General features: G+C 40.8%; 20 protein-coding genes and 1 pseudogene. 12 read left to right on the top strand and 9 right to left on the bottom strand.

Annotation, left to right across the window (positions count from 1 at the left end):
- Positions 1-102 precede the first annotated feature (102 nt).
- The 6 genes from NSTCB13_RS17030 (at position 103) to NSTCB13_RS17055 (ending at position 7,078) form a co-directional block, all read left to right on the top strand.
- Complete coding sequence (locus NSTCB13_RS17030) at positions 103-849, top strand: PspA/IM30 family protein (protein ID WP_445631558.1); 747 nt, start codon at positions 103-105, stop codon at positions 847-849.
- A 161-nt stretch (positions 850-1,010) separates the two neighbouring features.
- A complete protein-coding gene (locus tag NSTCB13_RS17035; RefSeq protein ID WP_445631557.1) occupies positions 1,011-1,787 on the top strand; it encodes a PspA/IM30 family protein in 777 nt (258 codons plus the stop codon).
- 174 nt (positions 1,788-1,961) lie between these two features.
- Entirely contained in the window at positions 1,962-2,297 is a 336-nt protein-coding gene (locus NSTCB13_RS17040; RefSeq protein WP_322696316.1) for a thioredoxin family protein, read from the top strand.
- Between the two features lie 222 nt (positions 2,298-2,519).
- Entirely contained in the window at positions 2,520-3,752 is a 1,233-nt protein-coding gene (locus NSTCB13_RS17045; RefSeq protein ID WP_448273262.1) for an LL-diaminopimelate aminotransferase, read from the top strand.
- 604 nt (positions 3,753-4,356) lie between these two features.
- Positions 4,357-5,985: an NF038130 family PEP-CTERM protein gene (locus NSTCB13_RS17050; RefSeq protein ID WP_448273263.1), complete on the top strand. Its 1,629-nt coding sequence runs from the start codon at positions 4,357-4,359 to the stop codon at positions 5,983-5,985.
- A gap of 670 nt (positions 5,986-6,655) precedes the next feature.
- Positions 6,656-7,078, top strand: a complete 423-nt coding sequence (locus NSTCB13_RS17055) for a response regulator (RefSeq protein ID WP_445631554.1) — start codon at positions 6,656-6,658, stop codon at positions 7,076-7,078.
- A gap of 21 nt (positions 7,079-7,099) precedes the next feature.
- Here the strand turns inward: NSTCB13_RS17055 and NSTCB13_RS17060 are convergent, their stop codons facing one another.
- The gene (locus NSTCB13_RS17060; RefSeq protein ID WP_445631553.1) at positions 7,100-7,279 is read right to left on the bottom strand and encodes a hypothetical protein; all 180 of its coding nucleotides are present in this window, start codon (positions 7,277-7,279) and stop codon (positions 7,100-7,102) included.
- A 661-nt stretch (positions 7,280-7,940) separates the two neighbouring features.
- Here NSTCB13_RS17060 and uvrC point away from each other — a divergent pair.
- Both uvrC and NSTCB13_RS17070 read left to right on the top strand, forming a co-directional pair.
- Positions 7,941-9,820: pseudogene (gene uvrC / locus NSTCB13_RS17065) on the top strand (excinuclease ABC subunit UvrC).
- A 929-nt stretch (positions 9,821-10,749) separates the two neighbouring features.
- Positions 10,750-10,929, top strand: a complete 180-nt coding sequence (locus NSTCB13_RS17070; protein ID WP_322728673.1) for a replication restart DNA helicase PriA — start codon at positions 10,750-10,752, stop codon at positions 10,927-10,929.
- Between the two features lie 92 nt (positions 10,930-11,021).
- Here the strand turns inward: NSTCB13_RS17070 and NSTCB13_RS17075 are convergent, their stop codons facing one another.
- From NSTCB13_RS17075 to lgt, 5 genes are all read right to left on the bottom strand, one after another.
- Complete coding sequence (locus NSTCB13_RS17075) at positions 11,022-11,477, bottom strand: hypothetical protein (RefSeq protein ID WP_445631551.1); 456 nt, start codon at positions 11,475-11,477, stop codon at positions 11,022-11,024.
- Positions 11,478-11,962: 485 nt separating this feature from the next.
- The gene (rlmN, locus tag NSTCB13_RS17080; protein ID WP_448273264.1) at positions 11,963-13,054 is read right to left on the bottom strand and encodes a 23S rRNA (adenine(2503)-C(2))-methyltransferase RlmN; all 1,092 of its coding nucleotides are present in this window, start codon (positions 13,052-13,054) and stop codon (positions 11,963-11,965) included.
- 78 nt (positions 13,055-13,132) lie between these two features.
- Complete coding sequence (locus NSTCB13_RS17085; RefSeq protein WP_448273265.1) at positions 13,133-13,486, bottom strand: phenylpyruvate tautomerase MIF-related protein; 354 nt, start codon at positions 13,484-13,486, stop codon at positions 13,133-13,135.
- A gap of 102 nt (positions 13,487-13,588) precedes the next feature.
- Positions 13,589-14,413 carry a precorrin-4 C(11)-methyltransferase gene (gene cobM, locus NSTCB13_RS17090; RefSeq protein ID WP_448273267.1) on the bottom strand — a complete coding sequence of 275 codons (825 nt, stop codon included), beginning with the start codon at positions 14,411-14,413 and terminating at the stop codon, positions 13,589-13,591.
- A 228-nt stretch (positions 14,414-14,641) separates the two neighbouring features.
- Positions 14,642-15,517: a prolipoprotein diacylglyceryl transferase gene (gene lgt, locus NSTCB13_RS17095; RefSeq protein ID WP_448273268.1), complete on the bottom strand. Its 876-nt coding sequence runs from the start codon at positions 15,515-15,517 to the stop codon at positions 14,642-14,644.
- A gap of 295 nt (positions 15,518-15,812) precedes the next feature.
- Between lgt and coaD the strand changes: the two genes are divergently transcribed.
- The 3 genes from coaD to NSTCB13_RS17110 all read left to right on the top strand — a co-directional run bounded on the left by coaD (position 15,813) and on the right by NSTCB13_RS17110 (position 17,414).
- Positions 15,813-16,364, top strand: coding sequence for a pantetheine-phosphate adenylyltransferase (coaD, locus tag NSTCB13_RS17100; RefSeq protein ID WP_445631546.1), 552 nt, complete (start codon positions 15,813-15,815; stop codon positions 16,362-16,364).
- The gene (locus tag NSTCB13_RS17105) at positions 16,274-16,942 is read left to right on the top strand and encodes a DivIVA domain-containing protein (protein ID WP_322696300.1); all 669 of its coding nucleotides are present in this window, start codon (positions 16,274-16,276) and stop codon (positions 16,940-16,942) included. The genes coaD and NSTCB13_RS17105 overlap by 91 nt, the downstream gene beginning before the upstream one ends.
- Before the next feature lie 145 nt (positions 16,943-17,087).
- A complete protein-coding gene (locus NSTCB13_RS17110) occupies positions 17,088-17,414 on the top strand; it encodes a Ycf66 family protein (protein WP_448273269.1) in 327 nt (108 codons plus the stop codon).
- A 102-nt stretch (positions 17,415-17,516) separates the two neighbouring features.
- On the opposite strand, the gene NSTCB13_RS17115 is transcribed toward NSTCB13_RS17110, so the two are convergent.
- Positions 17,517-17,708, bottom strand: a complete 192-nt coding sequence (locus NSTCB13_RS17115) for a DUF6887 family protein (protein WP_445631544.1) — start codon at positions 17,706-17,708, stop codon at positions 17,517-17,519.
- Between the two features lie 270 nt (positions 17,709-17,978).
- Here NSTCB13_RS17115 and NSTCB13_RS17120 point away from each other — a divergent pair, with 270 nt between their 5' ends.
- Positions 17,979-18,518, top strand: a complete 540-nt coding sequence (locus NSTCB13_RS17120) for an FG-GAP repeat domain-containing protein (protein WP_445631542.1) — start codon at positions 17,979-17,981, stop codon at positions 18,516-18,518.
- Positions 18,519-18,788: 270 nt separating this feature from the next.
- On the opposite strand, the gene NSTCB13_RS17125 is transcribed toward NSTCB13_RS17120, so the two are convergent.
- Both NSTCB13_RS17125 and NSTCB13_RS17130 read right to left on the bottom strand, forming a co-directional pair.
- Complete coding sequence (locus NSTCB13_RS17125) at positions 18,789-20,135, bottom strand: TldD/PmbA family protein (RefSeq protein ID WP_445631541.1); 1,347 nt, start codon at positions 20,133-20,135, stop codon at positions 18,789-18,791.
- A 253-nt stretch (positions 20,136-20,388) separates the two neighbouring features.
- On the bottom strand, positions 20,389-21,828 hold the full coding sequence (locus NSTCB13_RS17130) for a TldD/PmbA family protein (protein WP_445631540.1): 1,440 nt from the start codon (positions 21,826-21,828) through the stop codon (positions 20,389-20,391).
- Positions 21,829-21,853 lie beyond the last annotated feature (25 nt).

The raw sequence follows: 21,853 nt of genomic DNA on the forward strand, positions 1-21,853 counted from the left end.
CTCAGTACTCCATAACTCATAACTACCCTGTGACAAAAAAGAATAATTATACTCAGCACTCCCTACTCAGCACTCAGAACTGGATTTCGTTGGAGAGCCGATATGGAATTAATCAAGCGTATTCTGCGGGTGATTCGCGCTAATCTCAATAGTTTGATCGGTGGTGCAGAAGATCCAGAAAAGATTTTGGAGCAAGCTGTCCTGGAAATGCAGGAAAATCTGGTGCAGTTGCGGCAGGGTGTAGCACAAGCGATCGCTACCCAGAAACGCACCGAACGACAAGCAGCGGCCGCTCAGTCGCAAACGGAGGAATGGTATCGCCGCGCCCAATTAGCGCTGCAACAAGGCAATGAACCTCTAGCACGTGAAGCTTTGACTAAGCGCCAAGCCTATAAAGAAACTACTACAGCCCTCTGTTCGCAGATAGAGCAGCAAAACGAGATAGTTGCTAGGCTAAAAAAGGATATGCGATCGCTAGAGTTAAAAATTTCCGAGGCGAAAACTAAAAAAGATATGTATATTGCCCGCGCGCGTTCTGCTGAAGCGTCTTATCGCCTCCAAGAAATGCTCGGCGGAGTTTCTGCTAATAACAGTCTGAGTGCCTTTGAGCGTATGGAAGAAAAAGTTTCACAGATAGAAGCTCAATCAGAAGCCATAGCTCAACTTAGTAGCGACGACTTGGAAACACAATTTACTTCTTTGGAATCTAATGATGTAGATACCGAATTGGCAGCGATGAAGGTGCAGGTTTTCAAGCAGTCAGAAAACACACAGCACAAAATCCTAACTGAGGACCAAAAGACAGAGCAGCCTCCCCAACAGCAGTTACCCAAAACTCAGGATTCTTGAAGTTCGACTAATTACCCCAGTTTGGCATATCTTAACAATTAAGAGTTGTTAGGAGGTACTGATTCAAACTGGAAAGATTACATTGAAATAGGTAGCTATAAAAAAGTAAAAAAGCTAACTGTCCAACAAAGAGCGTAAATCACACAAGGAAAAACAAAGTTATGGGATTATTCGATCGCATTAAGCGAGTAGTTAGTTCTAACCTCAACGACCTGGTTAACAAAGCCGAAGACCCCGAAAAAATGCTAGAGCAAGCCATCCTGGAAATGCAGGAAGACTTGGTACAGCTGCGTCAGGGAGTAGCTCAAGCGATCGCCGCCCAAAAACGCAGTGAGAAACAGTACAATGATGCCCAAAATGAAATCAATAAGTGGCAACGCAATGCCCAACTAGCGCTGCAAAAAGGTGATGAGAATCTTGCACGACAAGCTCTAGAGCGTAAGAAAACTTATACTGACAGCAGCACATCTCTCAAAGCTAGTTTAGATACACAAAGCACTCAAGTTGATACCCTCAAGCGCAACTTAATCCAGCTGGAAAGCAAAATTTCTGAGGCTAAAACCAAGAAAGAAATGCTCAAAGCTAGAATCACCACTGCCAAAGCCCAAGAGCAACTCGAAGGCATGGTGCGTGGGATGAATACTAGTAGTGCAATGTCTGCCTTCGAGCGGATGGAAGAAAAAGTCTTGATGCAAGAAGCCCGGGCCCAGGCAGGGCAAGAGTTAGCAGGTGCCGATTTAGAAAGTCAATTTGCTAGATTGGAAGGTAGTAGCGATGTTGATGATGAATTGGCAGCTTTAAAAGCCCAGATGTTACCACCTGCCGCTCCCCAAAATCAAGCCCAACTGCCACCGCAACAACAAACCACTGCTCCTAAATCTAATGAGGTGGTTGATGCTGAGTTAGATTCCTTACGCAAGCAATTGGATCAACTGTAAAATTGACAGAAAACTTATTTGAGCTAGTCCCACACCTGTTGGCTGTGGGATTTTACGTCATTAGTCAATAGTTAACAATCCTAATAACTATAAATTATTAACTATGGACTATTGACAACTTTGGGATAAAGTATTGTGTGTGCCAACTTCGATCGCCACCTGATGGAGACTACAATGAGTAAGGCTGTAATCACCATAACCGATGCTGAGTTTGAAACCGAAGTGTTAAAAGCCGAGCAGCCTGTATTAGTTTATTTTTGGGCTTCCTGGTGTGGGCCTTGTCAATTGATGTCGCCCCTGATTAACTCAGCTGCTAGCAAATATAGCGATCGCCTCAAAGTCGTTAAAATGGAAATTGACCCCAACCCACTGACTGTTAAGCAGTATCAAGTGGAAGGTGTACCCGCCCTCAGATTATTTCAAGACCAAGAAGTTTTGATATCCACCGAGGGAGTCATCGGCAAAGAGAAATTACTTGCTCTCCTAGATACCCACTTAAATAGTAATTAGTCATTGGTCATTGGTCATTAGTCATTGGTCACTTGTACTGAGCGACTCGTGCCGAGCAAAGCCGAGGTAAGTCGAAGTATTGGTCATGGGTCACTTGTACTGAGCGTTCCCCTTGATGCAGCCTCTGGTAGAGAAGTATTGGTCATTTGACAAATGACATAGACGCGCCAGCGGCTTCCCGCAGGGTAGGACAAATGACAAAGAACAAATGACAAAGGACAAATGACTAACATACAGTTTGCAAAACGTTTACAACCCCTAAAATCGAATGTATTTGCTGATATGGACAGAGCCAAGGCTGTCGCTTTGGCCGCTGGCCGAGAGGTAATTGATTTATCCTTGGGGTCTTCCGATTTACCAGCCGAGTCCCACGTTCTTGAGGCGATCGCCCAGTCTCTTGGCGATCGCACTACCCACGGTTATCTGTTGTTTAACGGTACCCTTGGATTTCGCGAAGCCGCGGCTAACTGGTACGAACAAAAATTTGGTATCAAAGTCGATCCTCAAATTGAGGTACTACCTCTAATTGGTTCTCAAGAAGGCACAGCCCATTTACCCCTAGCAATACTTAATCCAGGAGATTTTGCCCTGTTGCTCGATCCAGGTTATCCATCCCATGCAGGGGGAGTCTACCTAGCCAGCGGTCAAATCTACCCGATGCCACTACTGGCAGAAAATGGTTTTTTACCAGTTTTTGCTGATATTCCTGTCCCAGTTTTGGCGCAGTCGCGGATGATGGTATTAAGTTATCCTCATAATCCCACCGCTGCGATCGCACCTTTATCTTTCTTCCAAGAAGCTGTCGCCTTCTGTCAACAACACAATCTCGTGTTGGTTCACGATTTTCCCTACGTAGATTTGGTATTTGGGGAAACTGGGGAGTGGAGCAATTCTTTTCCCAATTCAAAATCCAAAATCCAAAATCCAAAATCCCTAGTCCCTTCAATTCTGCAAGCCGATCCAGAAAAAAGCGTCTCGATTGAATTTTTCACCCTTTCCAAGTCCTACAATATGGGCGGCTTCCGCATTGGCTATGCCATCGGTAATGCTCAGTTAATTAACGCCTTACGCCAGGTAAAAGCCGCCGTTGATTTTAATCAGTATCGGGGAATTTTGAATGGTGCGATCGCTGCCTTAACTGGCCCTCAATCTGGCGTAAAATCTGCTGTTATCACCTTCCAGAAGCGGCGTGATGCTTTCATCAATGCTTTACACCGTATTGGCTGGAATGTTCCTACTCCCGAAGCCACAATGTACATCTGGGCAAAATTGCCCTCACCTTGGAGTGAAAACTCTGTAGAATTTTGTACCCAGCTAGTCAAACAAACTGGTGTAGCAGTTTCTCCAGGTGCTGGCTTTGGCAAATCTGGAGAAGGGTATGTCCGTTTTGCTTTGGTGCATGAGCCACCTTTGTTAGAAATTGCTGTAGAAAGAATGGCTGAGTTTCTTCATTAAATTTCTTCTCAAGCTGAACGCCAAGGATTTTTGGCGCCAAAGTCTATCAATGGAACACGCGGTAGGATACACATTTGTGCATTGGTGTCAACTTAAAGTAAAAGTTAGGTTTAGCAAACGTTCTAGAGTTGCCCTTATCCCCTAACTTCTTCTTTCAATTTGCGAGAAGGGGAGCTGGAGAATTTCCTCCCCCGTTCAAAATAAGGAGAATATCTGAGGGTGAGGGCAAAACTCATACAGTCAGGAGATTTCAGCTTTAGTTGGCATTAATGCACATTTGTACATCCGTACTAATCACCGTATTGTACTGATCTGAAAAAGATTGTACGATATTTTTTGTAACTATGCATATTCATAAAAAATACGTAATTAAACGTATAAAACTATCAAAACATTCTTGATCTTTTTATTGATAATCAGCGTTAACTTTACCCAATCAGGTCTCCTCGTTTCTTAAACTGGGTTTGTACGCTTAGATACTAAAGACGGCTAACAATGCAGGTAAGCATCTGTATAGCTAAAAAACCTGTGGTCAAGAAAGCCCAAGCCTAAAAACGACAGTAGTTTAAAACTTAACTTCCAAACTGACAGAGACTTGAAAACAATGAAAACGACTTTTCAGACACTTGTAATTGGTGCCTCAATGGCTATTGGTGTGAGCGCTCTTGCTACTGCCCCAGCACACGCTACATCTTTTAGCTTCGATAATAATGGAGAAATTAACACTTACACTGGTGGCTCAAATGGTACCTTCATTAAAGGGAATGCCCAAGGTGGTACTAAAGCTGCGATCAAAGCTTTGACAGATAACGACTCCAGTTCTAACGTTGAGCTTTGGTATAGTAGCGAAACCCCAGGTTCTAATGTTGGCTTCACCGCCACAAAAGGAAACTACAGTGCTACCGTTAGTAGTGTCACTGCTAATGACTGGAATAGTTTTGGTTCGCAATGGCTAGGCGATTTATTGAGTAGCTACACGCCATTTCAATCAGTTTGGAATGGATTTTCAGCCGACAGCAAATCACTAGTAACTAGTTATTTTCCTTCCTTGGGAATGGGAGATCCTAACATTGGTGGTTTCCAATTCGGTCAAAATGGCGGGGTGGAACTGAAGTTAGTTGGTCACTTGGATGTAAAGACTAAACTTGCAACAACTATTTCTACTAAGGTTGATGAAAAGTGGAATGCAATTAAATCACAGTTTCCTCAACAAACGACTTCACCAACCCTTTCACAAGTTGAAAGTTTAATTCCACAGCTACAAACACAACTGAATGCAATTCCCGGACAGATTACCACACTGCAAACAAAACTGGATGCAATTCCCGGACAGATTACTACACTGCAAACACAACTGGACAAAATTCCCGGACAGACTACCACACTGCAAACACAACTAGACAAAATTCCCGGACAGATTGCACCACTACAAACACAACTGGACACAACTGCCGGACAAATTGCACCACTGCAAAAACAACTAGACACAACTGTCGGACAAATTGCATCACTACAAACACAACTGAACACAACTGTTGGACAAATTGCATCACTGCAAACACAGCTGAACGCAATTCCTAACACTCCAGCCAATGCAGGAACAAGGCAAACACTGACGAGTCAAATCACTTCACTAAATACCACCAAAACTCAACTGACGAGTCAAATCACTTCACTAAATACCACCAAAACTCAACTGACGAATCAAATCACTCCACTAAATACCACCAAAACTCAACTGACGAGTCAAATCACTTCACTAAATACCACCAAAACTCAACTGACGAGTCAAATCACTTCACTAAATACTACCAAAACTCAACTGACGGGTCAAATCACTTCACTAAATACCACTAAAACTCAACTGACGGGTCAAATTAGTGACTTAAATACTTTCAAAAATCAGCTACCAGGTCAAATCTCTCAACTCACATCATTTAAAGATGTACTGACTCTGCAAGCTGCATTAAATGCATATCAAGGTGAAATTGCGGCTAGTGAAATTGCTAAGGTCGTTACTGGCGGTCAAACTTACTATGCCTATAGCTTTAACCCCACTGCATCCGGTATTACTGCTTCTGATGATGGTGTATCCTATAGTGCAATTTACACTTGGTCAACACCTAAGTATGTCTCTCCATCTTCAGTACCAGAACCCTCAGTAGTATTTGGTATTTTAGGTGTTGCTGGTATCTTTGTTACACAACGCAAGTTAAAAAAAGTATCTGGTTGAAACTCCGGTTTGCATTCCAAAAAATAAGTAAGGGAGCTGTTAGCTCCCTTTTTTGATGAATAATTCCTTGCAGCTATAATAAATTTAGTCTTCTAGGTTATACTATTTCTAAAAATACTTGCAACAAATGAATCGGTTGCAAAATTCTACATCTGTATACCCCTAGCAAGTTAACTTGTTTATAATATGGATTTTGCACAACAATAGTATTGCTTACCCTCACGGCTTCAAGAAGGGCTATTACCATAATATTAGTACCAGTATTACTTAAGTAGTTTTACTCATAAAATTTAGGCAAGTAAATTTGTAAAAACAGAAGTTAACTTAATACTCTAGATTATAAAAAATTAGTAAAAAAAAGATTAATTTTTGATTTAATTACATTTAATAATACTATCATTTTAGTATTGTATATGACTCGTATTTAATTTTTGAAAAAAACTCAGTACACTTTTATTCCTTCTTCGCTGTTCCCCGTTCCCTCCCTACGCAAATAATTTCAGGAATCAAAGCGGATTCCTATAGTGCAGCTAAATTTGATTGATTTATATTTTGGATTTAAATCGTATAAGTACAATTTCTATTTGTTTCACTCTTTAAATGCACTACTGTTTTAGTTTATGGTAATAATTACTAGCTTTTAATTAAGATAATCAGATAATAGGTAGCAATGACAGTACAATTACTCAATATAAATCAGCCATTGCAGTCACACAAAGTTAGACGAATTTTACTAGTTGAAGACCATTACCTTAATCGGATGTTGCTTAGTGACTATCTAAGTTACTGTGGTTATGAAGTCCAAAGTTTATCAGAAGGTTCTGCTTTTTTCTCAACCATAGAGAAATTCGAGCCTGATTTAATGTTATTGGACTTGAAATTGCCAGATATTGACGGTTATTCACTCTTAAAACAAGTCCAGCAAAAACCTGATTTGTCAAAAATACCTATCATTGTGGTTTCAGCCTTTGCTTTTAAAGCAGATCAAGAACTAGCTCTGAGTTTGGGTGCATGTAGCTATTTTGTCAAACCTTTAAAACTCAAGGATCTCATCCTTGCAATTGAAGAACAGTTTTCTTGTCGCCACAGATAAACTTTTTTGCTAATTGTGTGTTTATTCCGCTTTTTGTTCGGCAATAAACTCTTCAACGCACTCGCTAAGACTTTGTACAGAACTGCCAATTGTTGAGATTTTATGTTGTACTTGCGCTAATAACAAAACTGCTGTTTGCAGTTCATTAAGAGTTTCAGCCATAGCCTCACGATACTGGATTTCAAAGTCTTGTAAATTCATAATTTAGCTCTTGTATGAAATCATCATAATAAATATTTTTCAATCATAATCGTAAAATTAACTGACTAAATCCGTTAATTCGCTTAATATTATAAATTCAATAAATAAACATAAATATTATCAATAAATAAAAATTTTATGTGATATTTATACAAGCAATATACAAACATATTATTGATGAATAAAAAACTGAAGTCAATATAGAAATACGAGCATCTAATCTAAACTATAAAGTTTCAAATAATAAAGTACGATCGATTTAAAAATATTAATTATAAATTCAAAAAGCAAAGTTTTTATTCTGACAGTAGCAGCCAATGGCTAAGGCCGCAGCTAGACAAACTCTCGTCCGCTCCAAAGTTATACTGCTTGCAGTAAGTTTTTTGGCAAGTGAGCCTCTACCTTGGAAGCCAAAGAAGTGACTACAACAGACTTTTCTTTATGCGGGCTAAAAGCCTACCTGGCTTGAGAGTGATGAGTAAAGAGTGCTGAATGCTGAGTTAGGGGTTATTATTCTCCCACAGTCCCCAGCCCCTTTTTCATCTGTTCTGGTAGATGCCACTCATGACTACTACTTTATATTTACTTGATAAATAATTTATTAAATCGGCACGAAAAAATAATTTTTCTTAAAATAGAGAAAGATTACCTAATTTTGGTTGTGACAATATCTACTCAAATATTACCACTGGTTAAAGAGCCAGAACGACTAGAAAACCGTCTAGCCGAAATTCCACCGGAACCGGGGGTTTATTTCATGCGGGACAGGAGCGATCGCATCATATATATAGGTAAATCACGTAAGTTGCGATCGCGTGTCCGTTCCTATTTCCGGGATGGCTACAACAAGACTGAACGGATCGCCACGATGGTCAAGTTAGTGACAGAAATTGAATTCATCGTCACTGATACTGAAGCCGAAGCTTTAGCGCTAGAAGCCAATTTGATCAAGCAGCACCAGCCATATTTCAACGTGTTGCTCAAAGATGATAAAAAATATCCCTATCTCTGCATTACTTGGTCAGAAGATTATCCGCGAATTTTTATTACCCGTAAACGCCAATTTGGTAAAGAAAAGGATAAATTTTACGGCCCTTATACTGATGCTGGTTTATTGCGAGAAATTGTCCGCATCTGCAAGCGTATTTTTCCACAACGACAACGACCTCAACCACTTTTTAAAGACCGCCCTTGCTTGAATTTTGATTTAGGGCGTTGTCCTGGTGTCTGTCAACAGATGATTTCACCAGAAGAATATCGCAAAATTGTCCAAAAGATAGCGATGGTTTTTCAAGGTCGAACCCAAGAACTAATTGATATTTTGACCCAACAGATGAACGCAGCCGCTGAGAACTTGAATTTTGAGTCAGCAGCGCGGATTCGCGATCAAATTTCTGGGTTAAAGTCGCTGACAGCTGATCAGAAAGTTTCCTTACCAGATGATACTGTTTCGCGGGATGCGATCGCACTAGCAGCTGACGAACAGCACGCCTGCATTCAACTATTCCAGATTCGCGCTGGGCAATTGGTAGGACGTTTAGCCTTTGTGGCGGATGCTCACGCGGAACCAGGAGCTATTTTACAACGAGCTTTAGAGGAACATTATCAAACTGCTGATTCCGTAGAAATCCCTTTAGAGATTTTGGTACAGCATGATTTACCAGATACGGAAATATTGGCAGATGTCTTAACTCAACGTAAAGGCAAAAAAGTCACAATTTTGACTCCTCTGCGCCAAACTAAGGCAGAATTAATTGAGATGGTAGAGCGAAATGCTCAGTATGAATTGCAAAGAATGCAGAAATTTGGCGATCGCAATCACCAAGCAATGCAAGATTTAGCCGCCATTCTCGATTTACCAGATGTACCCCATCGTATCGAAGGTTATGACATTTCTCATATTCAAGGGTCAAATGCTGTAGCTTCGCAAGTCGTGTTTATTGACGGATTACCTGCAAAACAGCACTATCGTCACTACAAAATTAAAAACCCCACGGTGACAGCAGGGGACACTCAGATGATTTTGCTAGTCTTGCTGAAGTTATCCAGCGGCGGTTCCGTAAATATGCGGAAGATCCGCAATTAGCGCGTTTGGGTAATCCTGACTGGCCTGATTTAATCATGATTGATGGTGGTAAAGGTCAGTTATCATCAGTTGTTGCCGTTTTGCAAGAGATGAATTTATTAGAAGACTTGCGAGTTGTAAGTTTAGCAAAGCAGCGAGAAGAGATTTTTTTACCAGGAGAATCTAAACCCTTGACGACTGATGCAGAACAACCTGGGGTTCAGTTGTTGCGGCGGCTGCGGGATGAAGCGCATCGGTTTGCAGTGAGTTTCCATCGTCAACAGCGCAGTGATAAATTGAAGCGATCGCGTTTAGATGAAATTCCTGGCTTAGGACATCATCGACAAAAGCAGCTACTAGGGCATTTTCGCTCAGTTGACTATATTCGGCAAGCGACAACCCCGCAACTTGCCGAGGTTCCAGGAATCGGGCCGCGTTTGGCTCAAGAAATTTACGACTATTTTCATCCTGCTTGAGGAGATTAGTAGTCTGTCAAATTTCAATTGATGTATGAATAAACAAGTTTGTAGTAAGAGCTAATTTGTAAACTCAAGTAAAGTACTTGTCTTGCAAGGATTTCAGGAATTTGAGTCAAAAAAATACTTATTCGCTGAAACTCAGACCTAGTAACGACTTGAGTATCCTTCAGATTTTCTTTACGAATCAGCTCTAAGGGCTAAAGTCCTTACTACAAACCTTTCAAACTAGCTTGACAAAGTATTAGTTCCACTCTCGCAGAGGATTCTGTTAAGGTTGTCTGCGAGAATTTAAGATGTGTAAATACCGTAAATTTACGGTATTTCGTAACTATGATAATTTTGATTAAATTTTCATACCAGAATTTCACCTCATAAATAGACCTCTTGCAAAAATCCTTGAATCACCCCTCTCCAACCCTCCCCGTATGTATTGGGGAGGGGGCAAGATTTTAAGTTTCCGCCAATATATCGGGGGGATTAAGGGGGGTCTATTCGACTTATGCAAGAGGTCTAATCTTGCTAGCAAATATTAACTAATCCTTAAGATAAATATTTTGTTACTAAATATACAGTATTTTCTGTAGTTTAATTTTTGAATACAAGAACGGCTTTTTTTTGCATCTGCCCAAGATGACTATAAATAAGCCTCTCTCAAGGCATTCGTCATAGGGATCAGTAAATCTCTAAGCAGTATCTAATTTAAAGATAATTTATGTATCTAAAGTAAGAGGGTAAAATCACTTAAATTATAGGATAATATACAAAGATATCAAAAAGGATATCGAAAACTTTTTCAAATCTGAAATTTTGTTTAAAATAATTAGCCAATATTAAAGTCGTTTGTTAAGTTGGTTCAAACCAAAATCATTGCTACTTTAACTGGCAGTTCTCTCCAATAAAAAATACTTACAACCAGGGGTTTTAAAATGCAGACAGTACAAAAGATTTACTGCCCAAATTGCGGCTGCCAAGCAGAACGTTATTATATTACTGATAGTCAATTAACTCGAACACAATGCTCTAGTTGTGACTACTTGATGATTAGTTGCACTCGCACTGGCAAAGTAATTGAGGCTTATGCACCAGGAATTTATGCACAGCGCTAGATAATAAAAATTAAAAATTAGAGAATGTTTTCTCTAATTTCTAATAATAAAGTTACTTGTCAAAAATTTTAAAGACTTTACAGATTATTCTGTTATCTGAGTTGTTGCTGTCGGATCTGTTCTTGTAACCTAAATTGTTGCTGTTGTCTAATTTGTTGATCTTGTCTAAGTTGTTGCTGTTGTATTCTTAGTTGTTGCTGTCGTGAAAAGTCTTGCTGTTGTAGTCTTGTTTCTTCCTGTTGTAGTCTCAATTGTTGCTGGCGGAAGATTTCTTGCTGTTGTCGTGTAAATTCTTGCTGTTGTATTGTCTGTTGTTGTTGTAGTTGTTGTGGCTGTTGAAAATTTTGTCGTAGCCATATTTCATTCATTCGTTCTTGTGTTTGCTGATTTTGCCGATCCTGTTGTTGTCTGACTCTTTCTTGAAGTGAATCTTGCGTCTGGGGATTCGTCCGAATTATTTGGGCATTAACAGGAGAATTAATCGATAAAGCTTTGGCAAGCACAATCAATGGTAGCCATACTTTAACCAACGATAAGCGATTCAACATACAATTATTTCCTCAATTGTTATAAGTTAGGTTGAGCGATCGCTAAACCCTTAAAATGTCAACAAAATTTCCCTATACATCAATATAGGGGCTTGCAATAGTTAACTGAAGCTAATGTCTTATTTAGCGTTATGGGCTTACGCGATACTTACGGCTGACTACGCCAACATTCTTCAGTCAGCGACGTGTTCTAAATATTAGTGCGTTGGGAATAGCTTTCTAAATCAAGGTTATATCCAGTGCATTCTCTTGATTTTTCATAAAACTCTTGCTTATTAGATATTCATTAGATATTCATTTTAATTAAATTATACATTTAAATTTTTTACATGGTTTGCCGGATTACCGTAAATCTACCTGCGGTGGGTAAGTTAACAAAGGGATCTCAAGCGGTTTTACGCCATAGATAAACAGAGATGTATCTGAAGACATATCTCTGTTTATCTGCGGTTTGATATTCATTCATAGAATAGACTGCAACAAGTTTAATTTTTACTTGCTCTCAATTGTCCGCAAGCAGCATCGGCTTCTAAACCACGGGAATAACGGACACTAACAGCAGTATTTTGTTGCTTAAGAACGTTGACAAATGCTTGAATGCGATCGCGATTAGGGCGTTTGTAATCTACTTCTTGGATAGGATTATAAGGAATCAAATTCACATGACTTTGGAATCCTCGCAGGCATTTTGAAAGTTCCAATGCGTGTTCTGGTAAATCGTTAACACCAGCCAGGAGAATATATTCAAAAGTAACGCGGCGGCCAGTGATTTCCACATATTCCCGACATTCAGCCAGTAAATCTTCCAGAGGATAGGCACGGGCGCTAGGGACGAGTTTTTCTCGTAGTGCTTGATTGGGGGCGTGGAGACTTACAGCCAAAGTGATTTGCAAATTATTTTGTGCAAATTGACGGATGCGATCGCGAATACCCACTGTCGAAACTGTAAGCGATCGCTGCCCAATACCGATATCTTGATTGAGAGATTTCAAAGCTGCTAAAACATTCTCAGTATTCAACAACGGTTCGCCCAGTCCCATAAACACCACATTGCTAACCCGTTGCTGAAAATCTTCTTGCACAGTTAACACCTGATCGATAATTTCATGCCGTGCTAGGTTGCGTTTGTAGCCTCCCTTACCAGTAGCACAAAAATCACACGCCATTGGGCAACCCACCTGAGTAGAGACGCAAACTGTCAAACGGGCTTTTGGGCCTTCTCCTCTTTCTGCAAAGGTGGGGATACCTACAGTTTCAATAATCTGCCCGTCTGTTAATCGTAAAAGATATTTCACTGTACCATCGGGAGCCTCAGAGCGGTAATGTAAAATTGAGCGCCCAATTGGAACTTCTGCCACTTCTTGCCGCCATTGCTTGGAGAATACAGAAATATCAGCTAGCGATCGCACCCCTTTGTCATAGATCCATTCATGCAGCTGCTTTCCTCTGTAAGCAGGTTGTCCTTGTTGCTGCACCCAAGTAGTTAACTCTGCCAGAGAAGCACCTAGAAGGGGAGGGATTAATTCTGATTTTTCTGGGTTGAAGTCAACCTGAGATACAAGAGGCGTAGCAGACATAAAAAATCATGAGTTGATGTTGGATCTCTATCCTACACCTGCTAGATCGAGTTAGTCTTGACCAAAGAAGATGGGGAATTAGCCAAAAGTTGTGCCGTTCCAGCCCCACATTGCACCCTTAGCGTCTGCAAACTCTATGTAAATGCGATTTTTCGGCACGCCTAGAGTTTGGTTAATCTGCTGGCAAAAGTCTTGACTCATTGCTGCGGTTTGCTCTGGCTTCATCGTGCCAACGCTCTTAATTTCAATGTAGCAAACTGGGTCTGTATTTCCCGCAAAGGTCATAGGAACTTCTGGCTCAAAAGCAGTCATTACATAAGATTCTGGTTTTCCTAAATGTTTCGCTAACTTGGCTGATAGATTTAAAAGCATTGACTCAATTTCAGCTTTTTGAGGAGCAGATGTAGAAGTTTGCACTTTAATTAATGGCATAGTACCGAATTGGAAACTATTGACACTGTTAAGTTTACCGAACCGTAGAAAAGATGAGGGGAGTTTTCAAATGTCCTATCCCCCATGCCCCATGCCCAATATTTAGTTATGAGATGAGCGAAATAGGTGACTATGTTCGGGATGATATAAACGCGATCGCCCTTTTGTTGTGGAGAGGGCTGGACTAATTATATAAAGTGTTGTGCGAATTAGTTTTTCTTGATGAGTACATTCAGCCATTTGATTCAAAGGGACAACCCTGATTTTTTCATCAGGCCAGCCGATGCGAAAGCAAATCGCAATTAGGGTTTCGGCTGGATAGTGTTGGAGTAGTTTTGCTTGGGCATTTTCGACGTGACGCGCACTTAAATACAAGCAGAGGCTAGCCTGATGTGCTGCAAGAGTGGCTAATTCTTCGGCGGCGGGGACTTCTGTACGTCCGCTGATGCGTGTCAAGATAATGGTTTGAACTAAACCAGGGACAGTCAGTTCTACTTTGAGTTTGGCAGCAGCAGCTTGAAAGGCGCTAATACCAGGTATGACTTCAAAAGGAATATTTGCCTCTCTTAGGAGGTGCATTTGCTCGTGGATGGCGCTGTAGAGACTAGGATCGCCAGAATGGAGACGGACGAGAGATTTGTGTTGCGATCGCACTCTATCGATCGTAATCGCCAAAATTTCTTCTAAAGTCTGATTCGCAGTCCTAATTATCTCAGCATCTTTTCGGCAAAGTTCTAAAATCTGTTCGGGTATTAAAGAATCGGCAAATAAAATTACATCAGCAACAGCCAGTAGTTTCTGCGCCTTCACTGTCAATAAATCAGGATCTCCAGGGCCTGCACCGACAATATACACAGATGGAGCTATGGCATCCAGTGTTTTTTTATAGCTTAGGTCTTCTGTATATTCACTTTTAAAAGAACCCACGGCAATCCCTCAAAAAACTTTTTTGATATTTTCTCAGTATCTTTCCGGATTAACTCTCTTTCCCTAGTAGAGAGTAATGGTAGATGCACCCTGGTTAAGCCCTAGAGAATACTCTGGGGCATTTTTTCTTCTTTAGTCATTGAGAATTGAGCACTTGTACTGAGCGAAGCCGAAGTATTGGGCATAGGGCATAGTTATTCTTCTTGTCCCCTTGTCCCCTTGTCCCTCTCATGCCCCCCTCTCCCCATTTCCCTTAGCAGTAGGAATTACATCGGGTAAAGGGCGTTTGAGTAAGTAAAGCCAAGCTAATCCAACTAATCCCAATAGAATTCCTAGACTACTGACTACTTGCGCCATCCGTAATGGTCCCAGCATCAAGCTATCAGTGCGAAAGCCTTCAATCCATAAGCGTCCTAAGCTGTAGGCTGGCCAGTAAATGAGAAACAGTGTGCCTACCTTCAGACGTGGCTTACCGGATAAAGACCGGAAAAATAACGTTATTAGCAGCGTAAACACCATTAAGTCCCATAGAGATTCGTAGAGGAAGGTGGGATGAAAGTAATCGAAATTAACATACTCTAAAGGACGATGGTCTGCTGGAATATAGAGTTTCCAGGGTAAATTAGTCGGGTCGCCAAAAGCTTCAGAATTAAAGAAATTGCCCCAACGTCCGATCGCTTGCCCTAAAATCAGCGAAGGTGCTACTAAATCTGCCAATTGCCAGAAAGAAACCTGCTTGATTTTGGCAAAGATTAACGCAGCCACAACGCCACCAAGAATCGCTCCATGAATGGCAATACCTCCCTCCCAGATCGCAAAAATTTTTCCTGGAGTTGGGGCATATTTTGACCACTCAAAAAAAACGTAATATAGCCGTGCGCCAGGAATTGCCCCAATCAACAACCAAAAGAACAAATCGCCTAGCAACTCAGGATTAACATTGCGGCGCTTTGCCAAATTCTGGGAAAGGATGACGCCAATTAAAACTGCTGTGGCAATCAACAAGCCGTACCAACGAATACTTAGTGGCCCTATTTTCACCAGAATCGGTCCTGGAGAAGTAAATTGAAACGCCAAGGGCAAAGTGGGAAAATCCAGTGCCATGAAAAATTACCTAGAAAAGTTCGTTAACTACCCGCGCACTTTGCTAAGTACGGAGTTTCTTGTGTCTCGAATACTGTAACTACACTTAAATCTTCCACAATATTGTGGGGACGTAGGTAAAAATCCAGTATTCATATTTAGGAGTCTAGTTCCTAACGCTTAGTTGAGCATAACTTGTGCCACTAAAACAATTGGGTTTACCATCCTTACTGAGAGCGCAAGATGGTAGATTTGAGTAAGTTACACAAAATAGTTTCGATATAATCACCTAAACAACTTTGATATATTTAAAATTGTGATTGCTATTTATCCTGGTAGCTTCGACCCCATTACCTTGGGACACCTCGATCTCATCGGGCGCGGTAGTCGGCTGTTTGAGCGGGTGATTGTCGCCGTACTACGGAACCCTAACAAAATGCCACTTTTTAGTGTGGAGCAACGGCTAAATCAAATCCGTCTTTCTACAGAACATCTACCTAATGTAAAAGTAGACAGCTTTGATGGTCTTACCGTCAATTATGCTCAAATGCAACAAGCACAAGTTTTGATCCGGGGTTTACGGGCTGTGTCAGATTTTGAAGTGGAACTGCAAATGGCTCACACCAATAAAACTCTTTCTACCCAAATAGAAACAGTTTTTCTCGCAACCTCAAATGAGTATAGTTTTTTAAGTAGTAGTGTGGTAAAAGAGATTGCAAGGTTTGGTGGCTCTATCGATCATCTCGTTCCCCCACACATTGCCCTAGATATATACCAATGCTACAATCAGAAATCTCCAATGTTGAACCCAATCTCAACGGAAGCAATCCCCCCTCTCAAGAATATCTCGGTGGAGAGGGAAGCATAGATATTCAGCAGGAACTCAACCGCCTAGAGGAAATGGTTCTCTCTAGTCTCAGAATTCCGCTGACGGGACGCACACTCATAGATGAAGAAAAGCTGCTAGATCAGCTTGATTACATTCGGCTGGCTTTACCATCACTTTTTCAAGAAGCAGCAGCAGTTCTCGACCAAAAGGACGAAATTCTGCTAGAAGCGGAAGAGTATGGACAGCAGGTTGTTGAGGCTGCACAAGCCAAAAGAGCGCAAATTTTAGCTGAAAGCGATATTATTCACCAGGCTGAACAGGAAGCTGAACGACTGCGGCGACAAGTGCAACAAGAGTGTGAGGGAATAATGCAAGAAACCCTCGCCGAGATTGACCGCAAGCGGTATGCTTGTCAGCAAGAGTTAGAGCTGATGCGACAAAATGCGATCGCTCATGCTCAAGAAATTGAAGATGGTGCTGATGCTTATGCCGATGGCATTTTGGGAAATATCGAGCAGGATCTCAAACAGATGTTGCAAGTTATCACTAACGGTCGGCAACAATTGCAAATTGATAACCTCACTCAGCGCAATTCACCTCCTGGCAAAAAAAGATAGAGGTTCTAATAAGAGATGAGGAAAAATTATCAGTTGGGTTTCGCTATTGCTTAACCCAACAATTTTCATGAAGGAATAATTTTAGGGAATCTACCTACTAATAAATTTAAAATTTTAGCTTGTAATTAAGCAGGATTTTTAATAAATGCTTACTTTTGCGCAAGTGAATTTTGGATTAAATATAGCTGGTTTAATTGTAATTATTTATTTGCTTTGGGCAATTAATTACTTAATTTTAACATTAGTTTGGCTATCCCAACGTGTAACCAGGCTTAGAGGTTGGGCTTTAGCCCTTTACATTATCCAACTTATATTTACGCCAATTATAATGTTGTTAAGTGGAGTAATCTTGTATTATCAAGGTTGGCGTTTAGATCCAGTTCTTCAATTTGAGCAATTTTTATTATTGCTATTAATTCTTTACCTGAGCATCAAAGATATTGTAATTAATGCAGTTTACAGAGATAGATAGTTTTAATATTGGGAGAATCTCATTAATATTTGTGTTTAAAAACTCAGAAAAATGGGTACTGGATACTAGAAAAATTACTTAATCCCCAGTCCCCAGTATCCTTCACTGCGATCGTGATTGGTTAATTCGCTTTTGCAATTCGGCTTCAATTTCTTCATCTGTGCTGCAAAAGACTTTTGGACGTTGCTCTAATTTATCCATGAGAATGTGGAAGGCTTCTACATCTTTGGGATGGTAGCGAACCCAGTCCCGCAACTCTTCATCAGTCATCGCCTGGTAGTTAGAATCTGTCATAGAAATGTTACTGTGTAAAAGTTTGTAAATGATTTGCGTAGTTCCTGAACCTAAGACAGAATACTGAGATGCAAGTGGTTTTACTACTTGCCAGATTGTTCATTAAAGGAGCATTATCATGAGTACTTTTGGTTCGGTGTTTGTAGGTTTGAACAATAATTTTACTGTCAAAGATGGCGCATGGACTAGCTTTGACAATATCCACGTCAGCTTGGTGATGTTAACGGCGATGGTCGTGATGATATTGTCGGTTTTGGAAATGATAATGTCTTGGTCTCTTTAGGTCAAAGCGATGGCACTTTCGGTTCGGTGTTTGCAGGTCTGAACAATAATTTTACTGTCAAAGATGGCGCATGGACTAGCTTTGACAAATATCCACGTCAGCTTGGTGATGTTAACGGCGATGGTCGTGATGATATTGTCGGTTTTGGAAATGATAATGTCTTGGTCTCTTTAGGTCAAAGCGATGGCACTTTCGGTTCGGTGTTTGTAGGTCTGAACAATAATTTTACTGTCAAAGATGGCGCATGGACTAGCTTTGACAAATATCCACGTCAGCTTGGTGATGTTAACGGCGATGGTCGTGATGATATTGTCGGTTTTGGAAATGATAATGTCTTGGTCTCTTTAGGTCAAAGCGATGGCACTTTCGGTTCGGTGTTTGCAGGTCTGAACAATAATTTTACTGTCAAAGATGGCGCATGGACTAGCTTTGACAAATATCCACGTCAGCTTGGTGATGTTAACGGCGATAGCCACAATGATATTGTCGGTTTTGGAAATACTGATGTCTACGCCGCTCTAGGTTAATAGGATCACCCTTCTCACAAGTAATAGTTTGTTTGTCATTGGCTCCAATGTCACCTCCCCGTTAGAGTAGATTTCTAGGTTCTATCGCGCCCCTTATGCTAAAGTGACTTACGCTATTATTAAATACCAAGCTAGAAAACTGCAAAACCCTTTCTGCATAAGGATAACAGGTTTAAAAAAGCATGGATTTAATATTAGGAACCATAAAGGGAGCGATAGAGCCTATTTATACCTGTTAGCTTTTGATTTCCTGTCAGCAGATAATTACGATTACAAAGTATATGTAAAATCCTCTACCAGCATACCGGGAACTAAACTACCTCCAAGTTGACGACTTTCATAAGTTCCTACTTCGGGAATGAATTCTTGAAAATTGGTTAAATCTACTAAGTTTTCTCCCCAAAAGCGGTAGAGACTTTCGTCAAAACGTAAGTTTTCAATGGGGGCAAGAATTTCTCCGTTTTCTACCCAAAAACAAGCATAACGGGTCATACCTGTGATTCTACCAGTGTGGCGATCGCTCCAATTCAAGTAATGCAAATTAGATACATATAATCCTGTATCTAAACTCGGAAGAATCTGCTCAAATACTAAATTTCCCGGACTCACTTCTGGCGCTCGTAAAGTCTCTGAACCATTAGCGCCATTGGCAATTTTTTGATATTCCTTAGCAGTGCGAGAATTCACCAAAGTATTTACCAAACGTCCTTTTTCGATTACAGGTAACTCCGGTGCTGCCATTTCTCCCAATTCATTAAATCGCGGCACTAATCCCTGCTGAAAATTTTCTTTTAAACTAAATCTTAGAGAAAGTTGTTTTTCTTGACGCGATAAAGCAGCTAAAGCACTGTTTCCTTGTTGGATATCAGCTTCGCTTACCGCTCCCCAAGAAAGCATTAATAATAAATCTGCAACAGCAGCAGGTGCAAAATAAGTTTTGTATTGTCCCCGTGGCAGTTCTTTTGTTGGGTGAGCAAGCAATTCTAGTTGTTTTTTAGCTTCGCTAATTTTGGCTATATATTTAGATTCATCCCAATTACTCCCGGCAAATGTGCCCTTAACTGCTTGTCCAGATGAGGAAAATAGAGAATAATCTAAGGTAAAAGAATCAGTAGCAAACCAATGTTTTTGACCGCTAGAATCACCATAAGCTTTAATTATCACTCCCCCTGCATATATCCCTGTAAAATCCAATTCAGCAACTAGTTCAAGTACAGTCGGGACTACTGCCTTAGCCGCCAATAAATTTCCAGAATGTATTTCTCTACTGAGATTATTTCCTGATGGCAAAACTAGATATGGATCGACAGGTAGTAGAATAAGTTCGTCACGTAGTTCTTGCAAAGCACTATATGCTAACTGCCAGTCTACCTCCCAATTTCCAGTAAAAGGAAACTGCCGAACACTATTGCGCTGATTTTGCATCAAAGTTAGTTCTATCCAACCATCAGCAACACAACCAGTCTGACGCACTTTCGCATGATTAAAACGAGTAAATTGACTTATTTCACTACTAAGTCTTACAGTGAATTGTTCATTTTCTGCTTTTTTGATCAGCAGACTTTCAATCAGTCGATTAAAGCTGACTTCTAACGCAGATAATTCTTCAATTTTCATGGATATTAAAAATTAATAGGGAATAAAGAGAGGGAGAAAGTTAGGAGTTAGGAGTTAGGAGTTAGGAGTTAAAAGAATTTTTAGAAGTAGCTAGGCGAAAATAAATTAAAGTTTGGAGTAAGGACTTTAGTCCTGATAATCATTTTTTTGAGGGATGAATCGCTTACTACAAGCTAGGATTTTATTTGATGTTAATTATGCCTATTTACTTAATTTAAAACTCCTAACTACCAACTCATAACTATTGTATTTTTCAAGTTCCTCCACCAAAAACTTCGACATTAGCAAATACACAAACAGGTGAACCGTGTCCTACCCAAATGGCCTGATTTGGTTCTCCTTTGCCACAATAAGGAGTACCATACATTTGCCAGTTTGTGGCATCTCCGACTTTAATTAAACTATGCCAAAACTCTGGTGTTGTGGCGCGATAGTTGGGATTACGAAGGGTTTTGGTAAGTTTACCGTTTTCAATTAATTTAGCGTACTCACAACCAAATTGGAATTTGTAGCGGCGATCGTCAATTGACCAAGAACGGTTAGATTCCATGTAAACGCCGTGTTCTATCTCGCCAATAATGTCTTCAAAAGTGCCGTTTAAAGGCTCTAAATTCAAGTTACCCATGCGATCGATCGCTGGTCGATTCCATGAGCAAGCACGGGCACAGGCAACTCCTGCTACACCTGCTCTTGCTTGACTTTCCAGACTGCCTAAACCCCGTTGCAGTACACCTTCTTTAACCAAATACTCCCGCGTTGCTACAGCACCGGTATCATCAAAGCCGTAGCTAGAAAATTCACCAGCCACGGTAGGATCAAAGGTAATGTTCATCAACGGCGAACCATATACGAGGTTGCCAAAATCACTTTTATTAACAAAGCTGCCCCCAGCATAGTTACGCTCATCTCCCAAAATTCGGTCAATTTCTAGGGGATGCCCAACACTTTCATGGATTTGCAGCATCATTTGATCTGGGGCTAAAACTAAATTGGTACGGGTGGTTGGGCATTCTTCTGCTGTCAATAGTTCTACTGCTTGTTCGCCTATTTGCCGCACCCGATGCCATAAGTTTTCTTGTTTTAAGAGTTCGAGTCCGCCTTGGTAACAGTTTGCTTGCGAGCCGTTGTTGCTGCGCTGTTGTACAACCGCTCCATCTTGGGCAGTAGCTCCGTAATTCGTGCCTATAGATAGGATTTTTTGATAGACTTCTGAGCCGTTACTGCTAATAAACCAAGATTCTCGCTCAGTTGTGCTAGCACTAGCTATGGTTTGCACAATTTTGTCGTCAACTTTGAGCGTTTGGCAAATACGAACCAGTAAATCGTTGATTTCCCCTGGACTTAGAGCATCCAATGGCTTAAGAAAGGGAGATTTATATTCACCAACGACTTTAGGGCGCTCACTTTCACGGAAGGGATGTATCCACCATTCACTGGCTGCTAGTGCCTGGTTATAGGCTGTTTGAGCAGCAGTTTGCAGGGAAGATAATTCTAGGGAGTTAGTAGCTGCGTAACCCAGACAGCCATTCACCAAAACTTCCAGCATAGCTCCGACAGTGAAGGATTTGCCGTTTAGTTGGGGTAAGGCGTCACGGACTGAACGGGTAGTAGAAGTCTCCTTTACGGCTCTAATACCAATCCAATCTGCGGGAATATCGAAACTAGCGATCGCTTTTTTGAGTTCAGACCACATAAAGAATGGGGAATAAAGAATAAAG

It is taken from the genome of Nostoc sp. DSM 114160 (genome assembly GCF_053470305.1).

Coding starts and splice junctions, on each gene's coding strand:
- NSTCB13_RS17125 (WP_445631541.1), bottom strand. CDS start 20,135: ATGAAAATTGAAGAATTATCTGCGTTAGAAGTCAGCTTTAATCGACTG.
- NSTCB13_RS17045 (WP_448273262.1), top strand. CDS start 2,520: ATGACTAACATACAGTTTGCAAAACGTTTACAACCCCTAAAATCGAAT.
- NSTCB13_RS17130 (WP_445631540.1), bottom strand. CDS start 21,828: ATGTGGTCTGAACTCAAAAAAGCGATCGCTAGTTTCGATATTCCCGCA.
- lgt (WP_448273268.1), bottom strand. CDS start 15,517: ATGGCACTGGATTTTCCCACTTTGCCCTTGGCGTTTCAATTTACTTCT.
- NSTCB13_RS17105 (WP_322696300.1), top strand. CDS start 16,274: ATGCTACAATCAGAAATCTCCAATGTTGAACCCAATCTCAACGGAAGC.
- NSTCB13_RS17070 (WP_322728673.1), top strand. CDS start 10,750: ATGCAGACAGTACAAAAGATTTACTGCCCAAATTGCGGCTGCCAAGCA.
- NSTCB13_RS17085 (WP_448273265.1), bottom strand. CDS start 13,486: ATGCCATTAATTAAAGTGCAAACTTCTACATCTGCTCCTCAAAAAGCT.
- NSTCB13_RS17115 (WP_445631544.1), bottom strand. CDS start 17,708: ATGACAGATTCTAACTACCAGGCGATGACTGATGAAGAGTTGCGGGAC.
- NSTCB13_RS17075 (WP_445631551.1), bottom strand. CDS start 11,477: ATGTTGAATCGCTTATCGTTGGTTAAAGTATGGCTACCATTGATTGTG.
- NSTCB13_RS17030 (WP_445631558.1), top strand. CDS start 103: ATGGAATTAATCAAGCGTATTCTGCGGGTGATTCGCGCTAATCTCAAT.
- NSTCB13_RS17050 (WP_448273263.1), top strand. CDS start 4,357: ATGAAAACGACTTTTCAGACACTTGTAATTGGTGCCTCAATGGCTATT.
- NSTCB13_RS17040 (WP_322696316.1), top strand. CDS start 1,962: ATGAGTAAGGCTGTAATCACCATAACCGATGCTGAGTTTGAAACCGAA.
- rlmN (WP_448273264.1), bottom strand. CDS start 13,054: ATGTCTGCTACGCCTCTTGTATCTCAGGTTGACTTCAACCCAGAAAAA.
- NSTCB13_RS17060 (WP_445631553.1), bottom strand. CDS start 7,279: ATGAATTTACAAGACTTTGAAATCCAGTATCGTGAGGCTATGGCTGAA.
- NSTCB13_RS17035 (WP_445631557.1), top strand. CDS start 1,011: ATGGGATTATTCGATCGCATTAAGCGAGTAGTTAGTTCTAACCTCAAC.
- NSTCB13_RS17110 (WP_448273269.1), top strand. CDS start 17,088: ATGCTTACTTTTGCGCAAGTGAATTTTGGATTAAATATAGCTGGTTTA.
- NSTCB13_RS17055 (WP_445631554.1), top strand. CDS start 6,656: ATGACAGTACAATTACTCAATATAAATCAGCCATTGCAGTCACACAAA.